This is a genomic window from Streptomyces sp. NBC_01176, from assembly GCF_045039825.1.
Lineage (GTDB): Bacteria > Actinomycetota > Actinomycetes > Streptomycetales > Streptomycetaceae > Streptomyces.
In genome coordinates this window covers 5,710,903-5,725,888 of the sequence record NZ_CP108600.1, presented here as the reverse complement: position 1 = coordinate 5,725,888, position 14,986 = coordinate 5,710,903, and the positions used below count along the sequence as shown (strand labels likewise).

General features: G+C 71.2%; 10 protein-coding genes. 5 read left to right on the top strand and 5 right to left on the bottom strand.

Translation table 11 applies throughout. The features are described 5' to 3' along the window. Positions 1–98: 98 nt before the first annotated feature. The 3 genes from OG199_RS24725 to OG199_RS24715 all read left to right on the top strand — a co-directional run bounded on the left by OG199_RS24725 (position 99) and on the right by OG199_RS24715 (position 4,062). Positions 99–1,064, top strand: a complete 966-nt coding sequence (locus OG199_RS24725; RefSeq protein ID WP_405831307.1) for a zinc-binding alcohol dehydrogenase family protein — start codon at positions 99–101, stop codon at positions 1,062–1,064. A gap of 91 nt (positions 1,065–1,155) precedes the next feature. After that, positions 1,156–3,021: a hypothetical protein gene (locus tag OG199_RS24720; RefSeq protein WP_405831306.1), complete on the top strand. Its 1,866-nt coding sequence runs from the start codon at positions 1,156–1,158 to the stop codon at positions 3,019–3,021. 414 nt (positions 3,022–3,435) lie between these two features. Next, complete coding sequence (locus tag OG199_RS24715; RefSeq protein WP_401800736.1) at positions 3,436–4,062, top strand: nucleotidyltransferase family protein; 627 nt, start codon at positions 3,436–3,438, stop codon at positions 4,060–4,062. Positions 4,063–4,086: 24 nt separating this feature from the next. On the opposite strand, the gene OG199_RS24710 is transcribed toward OG199_RS24715, so the two are convergent. Further along, positions 4,087–4,887 carry an HNH endonuclease family protein gene (locus tag OG199_RS24710; RefSeq protein WP_401800735.1) on the bottom strand — a complete coding sequence of 267 codons (801 nt, stop codon included), beginning with the start codon at positions 4,885–4,887 and terminating at the stop codon, positions 4,087–4,089. Positions 4,888–5,186: 299 nt separating this feature from the next. On the opposite strand from OG199_RS24710, the gene OG199_RS24705 reads away from it, so the two are divergent. Continuing rightward, the gene (locus OG199_RS24705) at positions 5,187–5,375 is read left to right on the top strand and encodes an antitoxin (RefSeq protein ID WP_356806897.1); all 189 of its coding nucleotides are present in this window, start codon (positions 5,187–5,189) and stop codon (positions 5,373–5,375) included. A gap of 222 nt (positions 5,376–5,597) precedes the next feature. On the opposite strand, the gene OG199_RS24700 is transcribed toward OG199_RS24705, so the two are convergent. Continuing rightward, on the bottom strand, positions 5,598–6,539 hold the full coding sequence (locus OG199_RS24700; RefSeq protein WP_405831304.1) for an SCO6745 family protein: 942 nt from the start codon (positions 6,537–6,539) through the stop codon (positions 5,598–5,600). A gap of 104 nt (positions 6,540–6,643) precedes the next feature. Here OG199_RS24700 and OG199_RS24695 point away from each other — a divergent pair, with 104 nt between their 5' ends. Further along, entirely contained in the window at positions 6,644–7,219 is a 576-nt protein-coding gene (locus OG199_RS24695; RefSeq protein ID WP_405831302.1) for a TetR/AcrR family transcriptional regulator, read from the top strand. Between the two features lie 112 nt (positions 7,220–7,331). Here OG199_RS24695 and mfd read toward each other — a convergent pair whose 3' ends face one another. From mfd to OG199_RS24680, 3 genes are all read right to left on the bottom strand, one after another. Beyond that, complete coding sequence (gene mfd, locus OG199_RS24690; protein WP_401800730.1) at positions 7,332–10,886, bottom strand: transcription-repair coupling factor; 3,555 nt, start codon at positions 10,884–10,886, stop codon at positions 7,332–7,334. Between the two features lie 315 nt (positions 10,887–11,201). After that, positions 11,202–13,784, bottom strand: coding sequence for an ABC transporter permease (locus OG199_RS24685; protein ID WP_401800728.1), 2,583 nt, complete (start codon positions 13,782–13,784; stop codon positions 11,202–11,204). Further along, complete coding sequence (locus tag OG199_RS24680; protein WP_266699638.1) at positions 13,781–14,569, bottom strand: ABC transporter ATP-binding protein; 789 nt, start codon at positions 14,567–14,569, stop codon at positions 13,781–13,783. Before OG199_RS24680 ends, OG199_RS24685 begins: the two co-directional genes overlap by 4 nt. Positions 14,570–14,986 lie beyond the last annotated feature (417 nt).

Below are 14,986 nucleotides of genomic sequence, written 5' to 3'. Positions count from 1 at the left end.
TACCTTGACCCAGTACGCGCCGCAAACTATCGTCACGGTCGACAGGTAGTACGTGCCACAAACCACTTGCGCGCCCATCAGGTCCCGGGAGGCCGGCCATGCATGCCGCCGTAGTCCACTCCTTCGATGCCCCGCCCCGCTACGACACCGTCGACACCCCTCGCCCCGAGGGGGATCACGAGGTCCTGGTGGACGTCCTGGCCGCCGGCCTCCACCCCCGCGTACGCTCCGGCGCCGACGGCACCCACTACACCTCCACCGACGCCCTGCCCCTCGTCCCCGGCATCGACGGAGTCGGCCGCACCCCGCAGGGCGAACTGCTCTACTTCGTCGCACCGGACACCGCCCTGGGCACCATGGCGGAGCACGCCGTGGTGGACCGTCGCCGCGCCATCACGCTCCCGGACGGCACCGAGCCGGTCGCGGTGGCCGCCGCGATGAACCCCGCGATGTCGTCCTGGGTCGCCCTGCGCCGCCGCGTCACCCTCCCGCCCGATGCCAAGGTCCTGATCCTGGGCGCGACCGGGAACTCCGGCCAGCTCGCCGTCCAGATCGCCAGCCACCTCGGCGCCGCCCATGTCGTAGCCGCCGGCCGCGACCCCGAACGTCTCGCCCTGCTGCCCGGCCTGGGCGCGGACGAGACGGTCTCCCTGTTGGGCGACCCCCAGCAGATCGCCGACGACCTCGGCCGGACCGCCGGCGACGCGGACGTCGTCGTCGACTACCTGTGGGGCCCGGCCACCGAACAGGCCATGCCCGCCGTGCTCACCGCCCGCCCCGACCGCGCCGAGGCGCTGGCCTGGATCCAGATCGGCTCCATGGCCGGGGCGGAGATCACCCTGCCGTCGGCCCTGCTGCGCGCCGCGAACCTGAACCTGATGGGCAGCGGCCAGGGCTCGGTCACCACGGCCGGAATCCTCGCCGAACTCCCCGCCCTGGCACGGGACATCACGTCCGGCACCCTGACCGTCACCCCACTCCCCCTTCCCCTCTCCGAGGTCGAACGGGCCTGGACCGCCCCTACGGCCCCCGGACGACGCGTCGTGCTGACCCCGGGCGGCTGACCGACGCCCCTGGGACCGTGTCGAACGGCCACTCCCCCTGTCAGAGGCGATCGGTATGGTCGGCGCACTTGATCAGCTGAGGAGCCCCGGCATGAAATCTCCGGCCGAACTGGACGACGTCCCGTGGTCCGCCCTGACCCACGCCTACGGCTCCGCGGAGGACGTGCCCGAGCTGATCAGGGCGCTGTACCAAGGCGACGAAGAGACGGCCGCCGAGGCGATCCACGAGCTCTACGGCAACATCCACCACCAGGGAAGCGTCTACCCGGCTTCGGCACCTGCCGTCCCCTTCCTCGCCCACGCCGTGCATCACGCGTCGGGCAGACGTGAAGACCTGCTGATGCTGCTCGCCACCCTCGCCGACCACGACCCGGCGGACACCGAGTTGCCGCACTGGCCGCGCAGTTCGGTCGCCGCCATCTGCGCCGGGCTCTGCGACGTGCTCCCTGATCTGCTGCCGTGCCTCGGGGACCCCGAGCGTGGGGTACGCCGGGCGGCGCTCCGAGTGGTCGCGGCCGTGGCCGAGTTGCTCCCGCACAAGACGGGGGCCCTGGCCGCCGAGCGGATCGACGCGCTCTACGTCGACGATCCCGTCCCGGCGGTGCGGGCCGACGCGCTCATCGTCCTCGATCGGTTCGGCCGGCCGCTTGAGCCCCTCGACAGCCCGCTGCCCGAGATCAGGCTCGCCGGGGCGCTGTTGGCCGCCGAGCGGTCCGGGCCGCCGTATCCGGCCGAGCTCGTGGAGGTCATCGCCGAGGACGGCGCCGAACCCGACCCGGGGGACGACGACTTCCCGTGGTCGGGCACCGCCACCCAGGACGAGCGGCTCACCCGCCTGCTGACCCGGGATCCGGACGCCGCCCTCGCCGTGGCCGCCCGTTGGATCGCGGCCGAAGACCTCGGCTCACGCGGTTCCCGGCTGGCCCAGCAGACCGCCGAGACCTGGCGCGACCAGGAGCGCGAAGTCCTGAATCTGCTGCTGGCCGCCCTGCCCCGGCAGCGGGACACCGTCGCCGTCGCCGCCCGCCTCCGCACGATCGGTCGCTGGATCGGCCACCTGCCCGAACCGGACGCCGACCTCCGGGACGCGCTCCACCGGTACACCGGTGCCGACGACGGGACGGCCGGGGCGGCCCTCCTCGCCCTGGTCCACTCCCGCGACCCCCGTGCCCTGGACCTGGTGGTGCACCGTCCCAGTGCCCAGCTGCTCGAAGCGGCGGCGCGACACTTCCCCGAGGCGGCCGGCCGACTCATCCCCGTGATCCGCCACGAGCTGGCCGCGGGCGCCACCGGGAACCCGGGGATCGACCTCGTCAACGCACTGGCACCCTTCGGCGCCGCCGCCCGCGAGGCCCTGCCCGAACTGGTCGACTGCCTCAGGACCCGTCGCGCGGCCATCGTCGCCGCCCGCCGGATCGGGATCGACGGCATACGGACGCCGGAGATCACCGACCTGCTTCGCGAGGCCACACGGAGCACCGACTCCTCACTGAGGGCCGCGGCAGCCGTGGCCCACTTCCAACTGGCCGATGACACCGACACGACACTTCGCACCTTCGAGGAGCTGCTTTCGGGCCCGGGCCCCGTCCACTGGTACCTGAGCGGCCTGGAGCCCCTGGGGAGCGCCGCCGCTCCGCTGCTGCCCCTCATCGAGCCTCGGCTGGAGGCCGGCTACGAATGGACGCGGATGGCGGCCGCCGAGGCCCACCACTGGATCACCGGGTCCCCGGACCGCGCCGTCCCCGTCCTCGCCGAGCTGGTCGAACCCACCCCGGTCGGCCTCCGCGCCCTCAAGGCCCTCGCCGCCATCGGCCGGGTCCCGGAGGAGCTCCGCCCCACCCTGCGTTCCTTCGTGTCCTCCCCGCTCCGCCTGCTCAGCGACTCACCTCTGTCGCGGGAAGGCCATCCGGACGAGGAACTCCGCGCCTTGGCGGGCGGGTTGCTCGCCACCGTCTGACGAAGCATGAGCGGTGACACAGAACGCCCCACACCAACTCGCCTCCCCTAAAGCCACCTTGAGCGGCGAAGGATCGGCGTCCAACCGACACCGCTTCAAAAGGGCGGCCGCTCCGAACCGGACGGAGGCGTTGTCTGCCGGCGGTACCCCTCCCGCATCTCCCACGGGTAGCACGGGTCGATGACGGCCGCAGCGTCCTCGCAGGATCGGCAGGCATTGGCCCATTCCGGAATCGTGCGTTCTTTGCAAGTCGCCCCCCCCGACCAGATCTGTTCATCCTCGGGGAGTGGTGCGCCGGCGACAACGACGAGGGGATCAGGGCCCAGAAGGAGGAACGGGGTCGCCTCCAGGAACGCGTAAGCCTCTCCCTTGGCACAGAACCCGCCGAAGGGGCCGTTGTGATAGGCAGGTCGCGTGATCGGCCGACTCCCTCTCGACCAGCAACTCGACTGCCTGCGCGCGACGCTGTCCCGGAACGAGGTGTTGAACGAGGTACTGGCCCGCACCGCCACGTTGGGCCTGCCCGGCTGGTATGTGACGGCCGGGTGCCTGTTCCAGACCGTATGGAACGTGGTCACGGGCAGACCGCCGACCAGCGGCATCAAGGACTATGACGTCTTCTACTTCGACGCCGACGATCTTTCCTGGGAGGCGGAGGACGCAGCGATCAAGGCCGGGCGGGAGGTCTTCTCCGGCCTGCCCGCGGAGGTCGAGATCCGGAACGAGGCGCGGGTGCACCTCTGGTACGAGGACAAGTTCGGGGTGGCATGTCCTCCGTACGAGTCCACCGAAGCGGCGATCGACAGTTTCGCCGCGACGACCTGCTGTCTGGGGGTGCGAACGGGGCCGGACGGCACGTGGCAGGTCTATGCGCCCCATGGACTGTCGGACGTGTTCAACCTCGTCGTCCGGCCCAACCCGGTCCTCGCTCCGCGATCGGTCTACGAGGCCAAGACGGCACGATGGCGTGGGCAGTGGCCCGAGTTGACCGTCCTGGAGTGGCCCCGTACGAGCGCCACCGCTCCCGCGGCCGGCGGCTGATGCCGACGGCCGCGTCCGTCCTGCTCAGCCGCCGCACTGCTCCAGCATCATCCGCTTGTCCGCGGACGTCACCGGAAGGTCGTACTTCAGCGACACCTGGGCGAAGCGCACCACGTAGGAGCAGCGGATCTGCTTGTTCGGGGGCAGCCAGGTCGCGGGCCCCGAGTCGCTCTTCGCGCCGTTGGTCGGTCCGTCCACCGGGATCAGGTTGAGCGGGTCGTTGGCGATGTCCTCGCGCTTGCCCTTCGTCCAGCGCGAGGCGCCCATCTGCCAGTCGTAGGACAACGGCATGACGTGGTCGATCTGGACCGTCGTCGCACGGGACTTGGCCCACTCGATCGTCTTCCCGGTGTACGGGTCGTGCAGCGTCATGGAGGTGACGATGCAGTCGGAGCCGGCCCGGAAGCGGGCCTTCTCGCCATCGCGCTTCAGGAGATCGTTCCGCGAGTCGCAGCCGTTGTGGGCAAAGGGGATGCTGCCCGGAGCCGAGTCCATCCAGGCGTAGCCGAACTCGTCCCTCTTGTAACCCGTCTTCGGCCCGCGTCCCTTCGTCGCCACCTTCCCGATCAGTGACCGCGCCTTCGCCTTGTCCGCGGCGGAAGTGATCACCGCCATCCCCGGCTTCGTACCGTCCGGATTGTCCAGCGGGTTCACCGCCCGGCTGTTGCCAGCGGGCGGGACGGCGGAGCCGGAGGGTCCGGCGTCCGCGGGCGGAGCGATGTCCTTGCAGCCGGCGACCACCATTCCGGCGGCCACCACCGCGGCGGACACCAGGAGGACGCGCCGTCCCCCGCCGCCGTACCTCACGCGCCTCTCAACGGGCATGGCGCACCGCCCCCTGGATGAACCGGGAAAGCACCGCGCCGAGCGCGGCGCCATCCGTGTCCTCCTCGCAGCCGCCGGCTCCGACGGCGAACACCGTCAGCGCGGCCACGGCCGCTCCACCCCTCAGACGCACCACGACGCCCCTCCCCTTGCCTCCCCGGACCCGCCCTGTGCGGGCGCATCTCCCCTGGTGCCCACGGTAGCGGCCGGTATGCCATGGCCATACCGGCCTTCAACGGGCAATAGGCGCACGCCGGGCGTATCGTCGGAGGTGACCCACCTCCGGAGGGAGTTCCTGGATGGGTATCTTCGACAGGTTCAAGGAACATGCGAAGTCCAAGGGCAAGAACATGTCCGACACCGCTGAACGGGACGTCAACCAGAAGACGGGCAACAAGTACACCGGCCAGGTCGACGACGCCCAGCAGCGGATCGAGGGCACGACGGGCCTGGAGCGTGACCGGCCCGACCGGCCCGACCAGCGGTAGCCCCTCCCCGGGGCATTCCCGTCGGACGCGCGGAAACACGACTCGCCCGTAAGCGCCGCGTCGTCCACCGATCGACCGTGACACCGAGGCCGTCCGCGACGGGCAACTCCCGCGGACGGCTTCTTCTTTGCCCCGCACCGGCGCCGCCCCGAGCCGAGCCATCCCGAGCCGAGCCGCGCCGTCCCGACCCGACCCGACCCGCGCCGCGCGGACGCCCGCGCGTCACACCCGCCCGATCCCCAGGGTCGACTCCGAGGGCAGCAGCCCCGAACCCAGCACCGCGACCCAGAACTCGCCGAGCAGTTCGACGAGACGGGCACGATCGGCCGCGGCGAGGACCTCCCAAGGAGCGGCGGCGAGTTGGTCCGTGCGTCGCTCGACCTCCGCGCGGAGGTCACGGCCCGCCGGGGTGGCGGTACCGGATTTTGCCACCAGACCGCGCGCGACCAGCCGTTCGCGTGCGGCGCCCCACTCCTCGGCGCTCCAGCCACGACTCTCGAAGCGCTCCACGGAGGCCGCCCCGATCGCCGCGAACGAGACCAGTGCCTCGACGGGGTCGAGTCCGGCGACGAGCAGCGCCGCGAGGTGACCGTCGCCACGGTGTTCGCGCAGGATCGTCGCCGCATGCCACAACTGGAGGTGCGGGGCCTTCGGCCACGGCAACTCCGCGTTGGCGGCGGCCAGGGGACGGCCCGCGGTGTTCGCGGCCTCGGCGACGCGGCGCAACAGTGCGGCGGACTCGGCGAGTTCGGGGCTCGAGACGCGGTCGCCGAATATCGCGCGGTACGCACGGTCCATGCCCCGCTCCCTCGCTCTCAGCACGTCCGCCGGACTCGCCTCGGCCCAGGCGGAGTCCATGTGCGCGGCGACCATCCGCGGGCTGAAGCTGTAGAAGGCGGACGCCACCCGCTCCCCGCCGGCCGCTCCGAGGGGCGCGGCGCGGAAGGGGAAGTACGACGGCCAGCGCTCATCCGTCCCGTACCCCAGCGCGGCCACCTCCTCGAAGACCTGTGGCGCGTAGTAGAGCACCGCGTGCAGGGGCTCCAGCAGATGCCACAGCCGACGCGCCTCGCCGGGATCGATCACGTCGCCGACCCGCACCGCCTGCCGCCCGGCCCCGACCTCGCCGATCCCGCTGTCGACCCCCCTGCCGTCCCGCGTCATGACGCCCTCCCCCTGTCACGCCCCCACCCGACAACTTGACACTGACAAGATTGCCTCGCCCGACCGAACTTGTCAATGCCTAGATTCCGCGTACGCTGACGACCATGGAGACCACCGCCCCCCGCCCGTACCACCACGGCGACCTGCGGCGCGCCATCCTGGGCGCCGCCCTGGACGTCATCGCCGCGGAGGGCCCGTCCGCGCTCAGCCTGCGCGACCTGGCCCGCCGGGCGGGCGTCTCGCACGCGGCGCCGGCGCACCATTTCAAGGACCGCACGGGCCTGCTCACCGCGATCGCGGCCGAGGGTCACGGACTGCTGGCCGCCTCGCTCGCCGAGGCCACGGACCTGCGGGAGGCGGGCGTCCACTACGTGAGGTTCGCGCGCGAGCACCCCGCGCACTTCCAGGTGATGTTCACACCGGAGCTGCTGCGGGCGAACGACGTCGAGCTCACCACCGCCCGCGCCCTGACGGCCGACAGCCTGCGCCGGGCCGTCGCCGCCCGGCACCCGGCCCCGGACACCGACCCCCGTCTCGCCGAGGTCGCCGCCTGGTCCCTGGCCCACGGCTTCGCGACCCTGCTCCTCGGCCACAACCTGGACGGCGCGGTCGGCGACCAGGACCCCGAGGAGGTCTTCCGCGCCCTGACGGGAATGCTGTTCGCGTCCCCGCCGAAGTGACCCCGCCCCCCGGACCACCCGGACCACCCGGACCGTCCCTACGACGAGGGCCCCGCCACCACCGATCCCCCGCGCGGCGCCGCACCCTCTTCACCGCCCCGGGACGTGGCCTCTACGACCCCAGGATCGTCGCCAGGAACTCCCCGGTCCACCCCAGCAACTCCCGCCCGACCAGCGGCTTCCCGCCCACCTTCGCGGTCTTCGGGCGGGGGACCAGCAGCTGGTGCGCGGCCGGCTTGATGACCGTGCCCGGGTACAGCCGCTTCAGACGCAGCTCCTGCGACTCCCGCAGCTCCGCCGGTGCGAAGCGGATGTTGTTGCCCTGGAGCACGACCTCGCCGACGCCGCACGCCCGCGCGAGCATCCGCAGCCCGGCGACCAGCAGCAGGTTCTCCACCGGCTCGGGCAACTTGCCGTAGCGGTCGACGAGTTCCTCCCGTACGGACTTCACGTCCTCCTCCGTGTTGGCGGAGGCGATGGCGCGGTAGGCCTGCAGCCGCAGCCGCTCGCCCGGCGCGTAGTCGTGCGGGACGTGCGCGTCGACCGGCAGCTCGATCTTGACCTCCAGCGGCGGCTCCTCCTCCACACCGCCCTCCAGCGAGGCGCGGTAGTCGGCGACCGCCTCGCCGACCATGCGTACGTACAGGTCGAAGCCGACGCCCGCGATGTGGCCGGACTGCTCCCCGCCGAGCAGGTTTCCGGCGCCGCGGATCTCCAGGTCCTTCATCGCCACGTACATGCCCGCGCCCATCTCGGTGTGCTGGGCGATGGTCGCGAGCCGCTCGTGCGCCGTCTCGGTGAGGGGCTTCTCCGGCGGGTAGAGGAAGTACGCGTAGCCGCGCTCCCGGCCGCGTCCGACCCGGCCGCGCAGCTGGTGCAGCTGCGAGAGGCCGAAGTTGTCACCGCGCTCCACGATCAGCGTGTTGGCGTTGGAGATGTCGATTCCGGACTCGACGATCGTCGTCGAGACGAGCACGTCGAACCTCTTCTCCCAGAAGTCGACGACGACCTGCTCCAGGGCCTGTTCCGACATCTGCCCGTGGGCCGTCGCGATGCGCGCCTCGGGGACGATCTCCCGCAGCCGGGCGGCCGCGCGGTCGATGGACTCGACGCGGTTGTGGATGTAGAAGACCTGGCCCTCGCGGAGCAGTTCGCGCCGGATGGCGGCGCCGATCTGCTTCTCCTCGTAGGGGCCCACGAAGGTCAGCACCGGGTGCCGCTCCTCCGGCGGGGTGGTGATCGTGGACATCTCGCGGATGCCCGTGACCGCCATCTCCAGCGTGCGCGGGATCGGGGTCGCGGACATCGTCAGGACGTCCACGTTGGCGCGCAGCTTCTTCAGCTGCTCCTTGTGCTCGACGCCGAAGCGCTGCTCCTCGTCGACGATGACCAGGCCCAGGTCCTTGAACTTCGTCTCCGAGGAGAACAGGCGGTGGGTGCCGATGACGACGTCCACCGAGCCCTCGCGCAGCCCCTCCAGGACCGCCTTCGCCTCCGTGTCCGTCTGGAAGCGCGACAGCGCCCGGACGTTCACGGGGAACTGCGAGTAGCGCTCGCCGAACGTGCCGAAGTGCTGCTGCACGAGGAGCGTCGTCGGTACGAGCACGGCGACCTGCTTGCCGTCCTGCACCGCCTTGAAGGCGGCGCGGACGGCGATCTCCGTCTTGCCGTATCCCACGTCGCCGCAGACCAGGCGGTCCATCGGGACCGTCTTCTCCATGTCCTCCTTGACCTCGGCGATGGTCGTGAGCTGGTCGGGGGTCTCCGCGTACGGGAAGGCGTCCTCCAGCTCCCGCTGCCAGGGCGTGTCGGAGCCGAAGGCGTGGCCCGGGGCCGCCATGCGCGCGCTGTACAGCTTGATCAGGTCCGCGGCGATCTCCTTGACCGCCTTCTTGGCGCGGGCCTTCGTCTTCGTCCAGTCGGCGCCGCCGAGGCGGTGCATGGTCGGTGCCTCGCCGCCGACGTACTTGGTGATCTGTTCCAGCTGGTCGGTCGGGATGTAGAGGCGGTCGCCGGGCTGGCCGCGCTTGGCCGGGGCGTACTCCACGACCAGGTACTCGCGGGTCGCGCCCTGCACGGTCCGCTGGACCATCTCGATGTAGCGGCCTACACCGTGCTGTTCGTGCACGATGTAGTCGCCGGCTTCGAGGGTCAGCGGGTCGATGGTCTTGCGGCGGCGGGCGGGCATGCGCGCGCCGTCCTTGCCGGCCGCCTTCTGGCCGGAGAGATCGGTCTCGGTGAGGACGGCGAGCTTGAGCGCGGGGTCCACGAAGCCGTAGTCGATCGAGCCGCAGGAGACGTGCACGACGGACGGCGCGATGCCCGCCAGGTCGGTTTCGAGGCGGGCCGCGATGCCCTCGCCGCCGAGCACCTCGACGGTACGGGCGGCGGGGCCGTGCGCCTCGGTGACGTACACCGTGCGCCAGCCCTCGGCGAGCCAGCCCTTGGTGTCGGCGAGCGCGCGGGCGGTGTCGCCGCGGTAGGTCTCGGGGGCGTGCATGCCGAGTTTGAGGGTGTCCGCGTCGCCCAGGCCGCCGGAGCCCTCGGTGAACGACTCGTCGGCCGCGAACGGCGACACCGACCACCACATCATGCCCAGCTCGCGTGCCCGGTCCCGGACGTCCGCGATGGACCACAGGGAGGCCGCGTCCACGTCGATGGGGGCCTCGCCGCCGCCCGCGGTCGCCGCCCAGGACGCCTGCAGGAACTCCTGCGAGGTCGCCACCAGGTCCGCGGCCCTGGTCCGTACCCGCTCCGGGTCGCACACGACGGCCATGGAGCCCTTGGGCAGCACGTCGAGCAGCAGCTCCATGTCGTCGACCAGGACCGGAGCCAGTGACTCCATGCCCTCCACGGCGATGCCCTCGGCGATCTTGCCGAGCAGCTCGCCCAGTTCGGGGTGGGCCTCGGCCAGCCGGGCGGCCCGCTGCCGTACGTCGTCGGTGAGCAGCAGCTCGCGGCAGGGCGGTGCCCACAGCCCGTGCTCGGCGACCTCCAGGGAGCGCTGGTCGGCGACCTTGAAGTAGCGGATCTCCTCGACGTCGTCGCCCCAGAACTCCACCCGGAGCGGGTGCTCCTCGGTGGGCGGGAAGACGTCGAGGATGCCGCCGCGGACCGCGAACTCGCCGCGCCTCTCGACCAGTTCGACCCGGGCGTACGCGGCTGCCGCGAGCGCTTCGACGATGCCCCCGAGGTCGGCGCTCTGGCCGGTGCGCAGCGCCACCGGTTCCAGGTCTCCGAGGCCCTTGACCTGGGGCTGGAGCACCGAACGGATGGGGGCCACGACGACGGAGACGGGGCCGGTCTCGGGGTCGTCGGGACGCGGGTGGGCGAGGCGCCGCAGGACGGCGAGGCGACGGCCGACGGTGTCGGAGCGGGGGGAGAGCCGCTCGTGGGGAAGCGTCTCCCACGAGGGGTACTCGGCGATCGTGTCGGCGGGCAGGAGCGATCTCAGCGCCGCGGCCAGGTCCTCCGCCTCCCGGCCGGTGGCCGTGACCGCCAGTACGGTCCGGCCGGCCTCGCGGGCGAGCGCGGCCACCGCGAAGGGGCGGGCGGCGGGCGGCCCCACCAGGTCGACATGCATCCGGACCTCGCCGGTCGCGGCCTTCACCGCTTCCGCGAGAGCGGCGTCCTTGACGACGGCGTCGAGCAGACCGTGCAGGCTCATGAAGGGCTTCCATCCGGAGAGTGAGCAACGCGAACCGCCCGACACGTCGCTACGGGCCGGGGATCTCCAGCCTACGACGGCGCGCTCCCTCACGCCGGGCCTGTGGACAACGCCCGCGCCGGGCGTCCGGCACCGCGACGGGCCCGGCCGGGGAGGTGATCACCTCCCCGGCCGGGCCCGTTCCCCCGCAACCCCCGTGTGCGGCGGCCTTCGGTTCCTCCCCCGCTCGCCCTCAGTGGCGCTCGCTCACCTCTCGATCGCCAGGCTGCCGGAGGAAGATCGTCAATCGGCCGTCGACCGGTCGCCGATCGGTCGTCAGTCGGTCGCGATCGCGTTCAGTACATTCATCCGACCCGCCCGGAACGCCGGGATCAGGGCGGCGAACAGGCCCACGAACGCCGAGCCGATGAAGACCGCGATGATGGTGCCCCACGGGATCTCCAGGACCTTCAGGCCCTCCAGGGCCAGCAGCTTCTGGGCGGTGGCGCCCCAGGCCATGCCCAGGCCGAGGCCCAGCAGGGCTCCGAAGAGGGCGATGACGACGGACTCCAGGCGGATCATGCGGCGCAGCTGGCGGCGGGAGAGACCGATGGCCCGCATCAGGCCGATCTCGCGCGTCCGCTCCACCACCGACAGGGCCAGCGTGTTGACCACGCCGAGGACCGCCACGACGATCGCGAGGGCGAGCAGGCCGTAGACCATGTTCAGGAGCTGGCCGATCTGGTCCTTCAGTTCCTGCTTGTAGTCGGTCTGGTCACGGACCTCGTACTGCGGGTAGCCGGCCAGCGACTTCTTGAGGGCCGCGTAGGCGGTCTTCTCCTGGCCGTCCTTGGCGCTGGCGAACATGATCTGGTCCGGCGGGATCCGGTCGGCCGGGAGGTACTTCCGCATGGTCTCGGTGCTGAGGTAGCGCGCGCCCTGGTCGATGGCCACGTCGTCGTCGGTGATCGCGGCGACCTTGAGCTTCGCGGTGCTGCCGCCCTTGAAGGCGACGGTCACGGTGTCCCCGAGCTTGACGTGGTGCTCGGTGGCGAAGTCGGAGCCGACGGACATCGAGTCCTTGCCGTAGGCGGCGGTCAGTTCACCGGCCGTCGTCTTGCGGTGCAGGTCCTGCGCGTAGGTGGGGTCGGCGGCGGTGACGCCGTCGCTGTCCGAGGAGCCGTCGGGGGCGATGAGCCTGGCCTCGATGTCCCGGTAGTGCGTGACGTGCGACAGACCGGGCGTGGACTCGATGGCCTTCGCCGCCTGCGGGACGACCCGCTGGTTGCCCTGGATGATGAAGTCGGTCCCGACGGTCTTGTCGAGTTCGTCGGTCGCGGAGGCGACCATGGAGGAGCCGACGACGGAGAGGCAGGCGACCAGCGCGAGGCCGATCATGAGGGCCGCGCCGGTGGCGCCGGTCCGGCGCGGGTTGCGCAGGGCGTTGCGCTCCGCCATCCGGCCGACCGGGCCGAAGAAGCGCAGCAGTACCGCGCTGATGACCCGGACCACACCGCCGGCGAGCAGCGGGCCGATGATGACGAACCCGATGAGGGTCAGGACGACACCGGCGCCCAGCACCAGCGAACCGTCGCTCGCCTTGTCCGCGCCGGCCGCCGTGTAGAGCGCGAAGGCTCCGGCGCCGGTGAGGACCAGGCCGATGATGCCGCGGACGAGACCTGCCCTGCCGTCCGCGGGGGTCCCGGCGTCGCGGAGCGCGGCCATCGGGGAGACCTTGCCGGCCCGGCGGGCGGGCAGGTAGGCGGCGAGGACGGTGACGACGACACCGAGGAGGAGCCCGATGGCCGGTGTGGTCGCCTTCACGGTCAGGTCGCGGGTCGACAGGTCCATGCCCGCCGCCGACATGAGCTTCATCAGGCCGACCGCGAGGCCGACGCCGGCACCGACGCCGAGGACGGAGCCGACCACACCGAGCAGGGTCGCCTCGATGAGCACGGACCGGTTGACCTGCTTGCGGGACGAGCCGATCGCCCGCATCAGGCCGATCTCACGGGTGCGCTGGGCGACCAGCATCGAGAAGGTGTTGATGATCAGGAAGATGCCGACCAGGAAGGCGATGCCGGCGAAGCCGAGCATGGCGTACTTGATGACGTTCATGAAGGAGCCGACGCCGGAGCGGTTCTCGTCCGCGGTCTCCTTCTGCGTCTGCACCTTGTAGGACGTCCTGGCGGTGGTGTCGGCGCCGAGCGTGGCGGTGACGTTCCGCTTGAGCTGCGCGTCGGTGACGCCGCTCGCGGCGGAGACGTTGATCTGGGTGAACCGGCCGGTGGCACCGAGCAGTTCGCGCTGGGCGGTGGCGGTGTCGAAGTAGACGATGGCGGCACCGGGGTTGGTCACCTTGAAGGTGGCGATGCCGACGATCCGGGCCTTGAAGTCACCGGTGACGGCTATGGTGCGCAGTTCGTCGCCGAGCTTGAGGTGGTGCTTCTTGACGGTGTCGGCGTCGACCATCGCCTCGGTCGGCCCGCGCGGGGCGTGACCGGTGGTGATCTCCATCGAGCGCAGGTCGTTGCGCGTCCAGTTGCCCGCGATGGTGGGGGCGCCGTTGCTGGAGCCCATGTTCTTGTTGGCGCTGTTGACGACGGTCACGTTCATCGAACTGACCGCGCCTTCGGCGTACTTGACGCCGTCGGCCTTCTCGGCCCGGGTCAGCACGGAGGCGGGCAGCGACTCCGGCCTGCCGTTCTGCGGGGTGTCGTCGGTCTTGGCGGCCTTCGGCGAGACCGTGACGTCGGACGAGGTCGCGGCGAACAGCTTGTCGAACGTCGTGTTCATGGTGTCGGTGAACACCAGCGTGCCGCAGACGAAGGCGACGGACAGCAGGACCGCGACGGCGGAGAGGGCCATCCGCCCCTTGTGCGCGAAGAAGTTGCGCATCGAGGTCTTCAGGACGGTCATGACGTACGCCCCCGGGCGTCGAAGTCCTTCATGCGGTCGAGCACCTGGTCGGCCGTCGGCTGGTGCATCTCGTCGACGATCCTGCCGTCCGCGAGATACAGGACGCGGTCCGCGTACGAGGCGGCCACCGGGTCGTGCGTGACCATCACGATGGTCTGGCCGAGCGAGTCCACGGAGCGGCGCAGGAAGCCCAGCACCTCGGCGCCGGCCCGGGAGTCGAGGTTTCCGGTCGGCTCGTCGCCGAAGATGATCTCGGGCCGGGCGGCGAGCGCCCTCGCCACGGCGACGCGCTGCTGCTGGCCGCCGGAGAGCTGGGTCGGCCGGTGCTTGAGACGGTCGGAGAGCCCGACGGTCTCGACGACCTGGCTCAGCCAGGCCTTGTCCGGCTTGCGGCCCGCGATGTCCATCGGGAGCGTGATGTTCTCCAGCGCGTTCAGCGTCGGCAGCAGGTTGAACGCCTGGAAGATGAAGCCGATCCGGTCCCGGCGCAGTTGTGTGAGCTTCTTGTCCTTGAGGCCGGTGATCTCGGTCTCGTCGAGGTGGATCTGCCCGCTCGTCACGGTGTCGAGCCCGGCGAGGCAGTGCATCAGGGTGGACTTGCCGGACCCCGAGGGGCCCATGATCGCGGTGAACTGTCCCCGCGCGATGTCCACGTCGATGTGGTCCAGGGCGACGACGCGGGTCTCTCCGGACCCGTACGCCTTCACGACCTGCCGCGCTCGCGCGGCAACGGCCGTACGCCCTCCAGTGCCCCCGTGCCTGGGAATGGTTACAGCCGATGTCACGGTAAGTCTCCTATGTCGGTCAGTCGATGAGCCGGTCGGTCCGCGGATGCGGTGTTGCCGGGCGGATGCGGTGCTCTTGGCTACGTCGGTAAGTCTGGTGGCGGGGGTGCTGTGGCGCGCTGGTGCCCATCGCAGTCTTTTGCTGGGGAAAACCCCACCCCCGGGAGTGCGGTCCGTACGACCCCCGTACGTCCCGACCGCGTCCCGACCGCTCGTCAGCGGCGTAAAGCCAGGTTAAGGAGGCACACCCCCTCTTCTCCTCCTCCGGCAGTACGAACCCTCCCCGAGCCGTAGTACGGAGGTACCCCTAGGGGCCGTCCACCCTTCGGTGGAGTCCTTCTCGGGGTCGGCTCCACCCTCGGGCGCGGTCAGCTTCCACCCTGCCGCGACGTGAGGGTCAAGTGAGAGGGTGGCCCG

Excerpts from the sequence above, each read along its gene's own strand:
- OG199_RS24725 (WP_405831307.1), top strand. The coding sequence starts at position 99 with ATGCATGCCGCCGTAGTCCACTCCTTCGATGCCCCGCCCCGCTACGAC.
- OG199_RS24720 (WP_405831306.1), top strand. The coding sequence starts at position 1,156 with ATGAAATCTCCGGCCGAACTGGACGACGTCCCGTGGTCCGCCCTGACC.
- OG199_RS24710 (WP_401800735.1), bottom strand. The coding sequence starts at position 4,887 with ATGCCCGTTGAGAGGCGCGTGAGGTACGGCGGCGGGGGACGGCGCGTC.
- OG199_RS24705 (WP_356806897.1), top strand. The coding sequence starts at position 5,187 with ATGGGTATCTTCGACAGGTTCAAGGAACATGCGAAGTCCAAGGGCAAG.
- OG199_RS24700 (WP_405831304.1), bottom strand. The coding sequence starts at position 6,539 with ATGACGCGGGACGGCAGGGGGGTCGACAGCGGGATCGGCGAGGTCGGG.
- OG199_RS24695 (WP_405831302.1), top strand. The coding sequence starts at position 6,644 with ATGGAGACCACCGCCCCCCGCCCGTACCACCACGGCGACCTGCGGCGC.
- mfd (WP_401800730.1), bottom strand. The coding sequence starts at position 10,886 with ATGAGCCTGCACGGTCTGCTCGACGCCGTCGTCAAGGACGCCGCTCTC.
- OG199_RS24685 (WP_401800728.1), bottom strand. The coding sequence starts at position 13,784 with ATGACCGTCCTGAAGACCTCGATGCGCAACTTCTTCGCGCACAAGGGG.